The sequence below is a fragment of the Pseudonocardia sp. McavD-2-B genome, from assembly GCF_024124365.1.
Taxonomy (GTDB): domain Bacteria; phylum Actinomycetota; class Actinomycetes; order Mycobacteriales; family Pseudonocardiaceae; genus Pseudonocardia; species Pseudonocardia alni.
Genome location: NZ_JAMXSG010000339.1, coordinates 1 through 5,271 on the forward strand (window position 1 = coordinate 1; position 5,271 = coordinate 5,271).

A 5,271-nucleotide genomic window follows, 5' to 3' on the forward strand; every position below is an offset into this window, starting at 1 on the left:
CGTTTCACGTGAAACACCGACCGGGCACGAACCGTCCAGGAAGCGAGGGTCGCGCATGAGTGCCGGATGGACCCCCAGCGCGGACGAGGCCGAGCGGGCCGCACGCGTCCGGCACCCCGACCGGCCCACCGGGCTGGCCTGCTCGCGCTGCGACCGGCCCGCCTGCCCCGACTGCCTGCGGCCGGCCCCGGTCGGCCAGCACTGCGTGGACTGCCTCGCCGAGGGCGCGCGGACGACCCCGCGGTGGCGCAACGTCGCCGGTGCGAGCCGCACCGGGAAGCCGGTGATCGTCCCCGGTCTGATCGTCGCCAACGTGGTGGTCTACGTGCTCACCGCGGTCACGGCGGGCAGCGTGATGTCCAACTTCCGCTCGCCGCTGTTCGACGCCGGGGGACTCGTCCCGCTCCTGGTCGCCGACGGCGAGTACTGGCGGATCATCACCTCGGGCTTCCTGCACATCGGCCCGCTGCACCTGGCGTTCAACATGTACGCCCTGTGGATCATCGGCCGTGAGGTCGAGACGGTCCTGGGCCGGGCCCGGTTCGTCGCCGTGTACGGCGTGTCCATGCTCGGCGGTGCGGCCGCGGTCATGCTCTTCAGCTCCCCGGTCGGGGCGACCGCGGGTGCCTCCGGTGCGGTGTTCGGGCTGATGGGGGCACTGTTCGTCCTGCTGCGGCGGCTGAAGCTGCCGACCGGGCAGGTCGTCGCCGTCATCGCGATCAACGCCGTGATCAGCCTCAGCATCCAGGGGATCTCCTGGCAGGGGCACCTCGGCGGGCTCGTCTTCGGCGCCGCGGTCACCGCTGCGCTGGTTCACCTCGGGACGGGATCCCCGCAGCGCAGGCGGACCCAGTTGCTGGCGGTCTCCGGGCTGGCCGTGCTGGCGCTGGTACTGATCGGGGTGCGCGCCGCGGGCCTGCTCGCGGCCGCAGGCGTCTGAGGCGGGCCGGGCCCGACCTCGGGCCCGTGCGCCGAGATGCAGCTCAGGGCTGTCGACGCCGAGCCAGGACGACCCGGAGGTCCATGTCGGCGGCTGCCCGCCGACCCGGGCCGCCGCGGGCCGGATCCGGTGCTCGCCGAGGTGCGGTTGGCAGGTCAGAGCCCGGGTGGGCCCGCGTCGCCGGGGCGGTGGCCCGGGCGCAGGGCAGCGAGGTCGTCGAACACATCCACCGGGTCCGCGCCCAGCTCGGCCCGGCCGAGGATCACGAGCCGCTCGCCGTCGTCGACATCGCGCAGCTCCAGTTCCAGCAGCACCGACTCGCGGCCCAGCCTGCGGGTCCGCAGCAGCCGCAGGTCGTCCACCCGCCCCCAGGGCACGTTCCGGGTCCAGGTCAGCCTGCGCACGGTCAGCCCCTCGGGGCCGGCCTCCAGCCGGGGCCGGGCACGGGTCCCCGATGCCGCGGCCAGGGTGAGACCCAGCGCCGCGACGCCCGCGACCACCGCGCCCGCCGCGTCCGCGCCGGAGACGAGCACCGCGACCGACCAGCCGGTCGCGGCGACCGCCAGCACCCAGAGCACGACGACCGCGCCCACCGGTGTCGACCACCGAAGTCGATCACCCTGTGTGGTCATGTGAGCTTGTCCACAAGCTTCATCCACATGGTGGACAACTCACATCCGTGTGTTTCCGCTGGTCAGCGCCACCGCATCGTCATCAGCAGGCCGATCACGATGAGTGAGAACCCGATGATGAAGTTCCAGTTGCCCAGCGCCAGCATGAACGGGATCGACGGACCGGCCAGATAGTTGATCACCAGCCAGGCCAGGCCGAGGATCCACATCGCGACCATGACGGCGATGTAGGCCGGGTGTGTCGGTCCCGCGACCTTCTGCGGGGTGCGGCTGACCGGGGGCGGGGTGTAGGCCGCCTTCTTGCGGACCTTCGACTTCGGCATCTGACCTCATCGCCTGTCGGAGTCGGACACGGGTCCGGCCGGTGCGCCGGCCGGGGGCGGGACCTGCGACGGGGCACCGTGGTCGGGGGGACGTGGCGACCCGGACAGATCCGCCACCACGGTAGCGCGACCGCCTCGCCGTCCGGGTCGCACCGGCGACACAGGCGTCGCACGTCACGGGGACGTCGGGTGGTGCGGGGCCGGGGATCAGACCCCGGCGACCAGTCCGGCCATCTCGTCGGACAGCCGTACGACCAGGTCCTCCGGCACGTCGTAGCCGGCCTGGCGCAGCCAGTTCGCCAGCATCCGGTGCCCGCCCTCGGTCAGCACGGACTCCGGGTGGAACTGCACGCCGGAGATCGGGTACTCCCGGTGCCGCACGGCCATGATCAGGCCGGTCTCGGTGTGGCCGGTCGCCTCCAGCTCCGACGGCAGGCCGTCGGGCGCGATCGTCAGCGAGTGGTAGCGGGTGGCCGTGAACGGCGACGACAGCCCGGTGAGCACACCGGTGCCGTCGTGGAAGACCTCCGAGGTCTTGCCGTGCAGCAGCTCGGGCGCGCGCTCGACGACCCCGCCCCAGGCGGTGGCCAGCGCCTGGTGGCCGAGGCACACGCCCAGCAGGGGCGTGCCGCGCTCCGCGGCGCGGCGGATGACCTCGACGCTGCGACCGGCCCGCTCCGGGGTCCCCGGACCGGGGCTGACCAGCACGGCGCCGACCTCGTCGAGCTCGTCGAGCTCGACCTCGTCGTTGCGCCGGACCACCGGGTCGGCACCGAGCTGGGCCAGGTACTGGACCAGGTTGTAGACGAAGCTGTCGTAGTTGTCGACGACGAGTACGCGCACGGTCCCTCCCGGGAAAATCGTCAGTTGAACGGGAAGCCGTTGCTGCCGTTCTCACCGTCGCTGCTGCTGTCACCGGAGTAGCTGCCGACGGTGAGGGTGACGGTCTGGCCGCTCGAGGCCTCGGACCCGCCGGACGGGCTCTGCTGCAGCACGACGCCGTTCTGCGAGGAGTCCGAGACGTCGACCTGGCGGATCGACGGGCTCAGCCCCGCCTCCTGCAGCGTGCTGATCGCGCTGTCGACGCGCTGGCCGACGACGTTGGGCACCTGGTTCTGGTTCCCACGGCTGATCTGGATCGTGATGGTCTGGTCGGGCGCGACCCGGGTCCCGGCCGACGGGTTCGTGCCGACCGCCTGGCCCGCCGAGCCGCCGCTGTCGACCTCGGTCGTGGAGATCGACTGGAAGCCGGCGTTCTGCAGCGTCGCCCGGGCGGCGTCGGCCGACTGGCCCGCCACGTCCGGCACGGCGACGGTCTGCTGCTTGCGACCCACCACCAGCGACACCGCGGTGTTGCCCGAGACCTGCTGGCCGGGCCCCGGGTCGGAGGTGATGACCTTGCCGACCTGGCCTGAGTCACTCGTGTCGCGTTCGGTGCGGCCGCCGACCTGCAGGCCGGCCTCCCGGAGCTTGGCCTCGGCCTCGTCCGGGGACAGGCCCTCCACGCTCGGCACGGTGACCTGGGCGGGCCCGCTGCCGACGTAGACCGTCACCCGGCTGTTCTCGGCGACCTGGTTGCCGCCGCCGGGGTCGGTCCGGACGACCTTGCCGACCTGTGCGACGTCCGACGGCTGGTCCTGCTGGGAGAACAGCAGCCCGGCCTGGGTGATGGTCTGCCGTGCCTGGTCCGGGGACTGGCCGAGCACGTCGGGCACCGACACCTGGTCCGGGCCCGAGGAGGAGAAGAGCTGGAAGCCGACGAAGCCGAGCAGGCCGATGACCGCGAGCGCCGCGACCCACAGGAGGGCCTTGCGCCGCCCCCCGCGGCCCTCGTCGTCGGCGTAGTCGGGGTGGTGCGGCGGCATCGTGTGCCGGCCGGTGGGCGGGCCGCCCGCGTCGAGCCGGCGCGTCGCCATGGCCTGGGTCGCGCCGTCGTGGGCCATCATGTGCGTGCGCTCGTGCTCGCTCATGACCAGCGGCGCGTGTACCGGCTCGCCGTTGCGCACGCGGACCAGGTCCGCCCGCATCTCGGCGGCCGACTGGTAGCGGTTGGCCGGGTTCTTGCTGAGCGCCTTGAGCACCACCGCGTCGAGCGCCGGGGGCACCGACGGGTTGAGCTCGGACGGAGACCGGGGGTCCTCCCGCACGTGCTGATAGGCGACCGCGACGGGGGTGTCCCCGGTGAAGGGCGGCTCGCCGGTCAGGAGCTCGAACAGCACACAGCCCGCGGCGTAGACGTCCGAGCGGGCGTCCACGGCCTCGCCGCGCGCCTGCTCGGGAGACAGGTACTGCGCCGTGCCGATGACGGCGGCGGTCTGGGTGACGTTCTGGCCCTCGCCCAGCGCACGGGCGATGCCGAAGTCCATGACCTTGACCGCGCCGACGCCGTTGATCATCACGTTCGCGGGCTTCACGTCGCGGTGGATGATGTTGTGCCGGTGCGAGAAGTCGAGCGCGGCGCAGACGTCGGCCATCACCTCGACGACCCGCTGCTGGGTCATCGGGCCGGTGGTCTTGACGATCTCGCGCAGCGTCTGCCCGTCGACGAACTCCATGACGATGTAGGGCAGCGGCCCGAACTCGGACTCGACCTCGCCGGTGTCGTACACCGCGACGATCGCCGGGTGGTTCAGCGACGCCGAGTTCTGCGCCTCGCGGCGGAAGCGCAGCTGGAACTGGGGGTCGCGGGCCAGGTCGGCGCGCAGCACCTTGACCGCCACGTCCCGGCCGAGCCGGGTGTCGAGGCCGCGGTGGACCTCGGACATGCCGCCGTAGCCGAGCGGGTCGCCCAGCTCGTAGCGCTCGGAGAGCAGTCGTGGTGTCGTCATCGGTTCAGATTCCCGTACTCATCGAGTCCGTCGGAGGCGTGCTCATCATGCCGGTCGGCGCTCACGGTCGGTCCCGTACGGGCGACATGTGCGCCGGAGCGACCGTTCGGTGGGATCACCGGGACATCACCGGGCACCTCCGGTCGATCTTGGGCACGGGGGACGGCGAACGGCTCCGCCGGGACCGCCGGTCCCGTGGACCCGGCCGAGGGGCCGGCCGCGGTCGCCACGGTACCGGGCGCGACGCCGAGCGACCCGGGCCGCATGTCGTCGGGCGAGAGGCCCTTCAAGATCATCACCGCGAGCAGGACGGCGGCGAGGGTCAGGATCACGAACAGGGCGGCCAGCCACGCCTTCGCCCGTCCGGAACGCTTCGGGCCCAGGTCGAGCGGGCCGGACGGATGCTGCTCGGGCATCCGGTCGGCGGAGGCGTTGCGGCGCACCGGCGGACGCGTCGGCGCCGAACGCTGCTGCCCCGGGACCTCGGGGCCGGTGGGCGGCCCGCCCGGACGACGGCCCCCCGGGAGACCGCCGCTGTGCGGCCCGGT

Annotated in this window: 5 protein-coding genes and 1 pseudogene; 1 reads left to right on the plus strand and 5 read right to left on the minus strand. The window is 72.9% G+C overall.

All coding sequences use genetic code 11. The features are described 5' to 3' along the window. Positions 1-55: 55 nt before the first annotated feature. Complete coding sequence (locus tag NH602_RS27725; RefSeq protein ID WP_253069332.1) at positions 56-940, plus strand: rhomboid family intramembrane serine protease; 885 nt, start codon at positions 56-58, stop codon at positions 938-940. A gap of 155 nt (positions 941-1,095) precedes the next feature. Here NH602_RS27725 and NH602_RS27730 read toward each other — a convergent pair whose 3' ends face one another. From NH602_RS27730 to NH602_RS27750, 5 genes and pseudogenes are all read right to left on the minus strand, one after another. After that, positions 1,096-1,533: a PH domain-containing protein gene (locus NH602_RS27730; protein WP_253069333.1), complete on the minus strand. Its 438-nt coding sequence runs from the start codon at positions 1,531-1,533 to the stop codon at positions 1,096-1,098. 101 nt (positions 1,534-1,634) lie between these two features. After that, the gene (gene crgA, locus NH602_RS27735) at positions 1,635-1,895 is read right to left on the minus strand and encodes a cell division protein CrgA (protein WP_020626195.1); all 261 of its coding nucleotides are present in this window, start codon (positions 1,893-1,895) and stop codon (positions 1,635-1,637) included. 207 nt (positions 1,896-2,102) lie between these two features. Further along, the gene (locus NH602_RS27740) at positions 2,103-2,738 is read right to left on the minus strand and encodes an aminodeoxychorismate/anthranilate synthase component II (protein WP_253069334.1); all 636 of its coding nucleotides are present in this window, start codon (positions 2,736-2,738) and stop codon (positions 2,103-2,105) included. 20 nt (positions 2,739-2,758) lie between these two features. Further along, positions 2,759-4,723, minus strand: coding sequence for a Stk1 family PASTA domain-containing Ser/Thr kinase (gene pknB / locus NH602_RS27745; protein ID WP_179761471.1), 1,965 nt, complete (start codon positions 4,721-4,723; stop codon positions 2,759-2,761). Next, a pseudogene (locus NH602_RS27750) lies at positions 4,720-5,271 on the minus strand (hypothetical protein); the annotation flags it as partial. The gene pknB and the pseudogene NH602_RS27750, both read right to left, overlap by 4 nt.

Bases quoted from the DNA above. Each gene is read 5' to 3' on its own strand.
- NH602_RS27725 (WP_253069332.1), top strand. From the start codon at position 56: ATGAGTGCCGGATGGACCCCCAGCGCGGACGAGGCCGAGCGGGCCGCA.
- crgA (WP_020626195.1), bottom strand. From the start codon at position 1,895: ATGCCGAAGTCGAAGGTCCGCAAGAAGGCGGCCTACACCCCGCCCCCG.
- pknB (WP_179761471.1), bottom strand. From the start codon at position 4,723: ATGACGACACCACGACTGCTCTCCGAGCGCTACGAGCTGGGCGACCCG.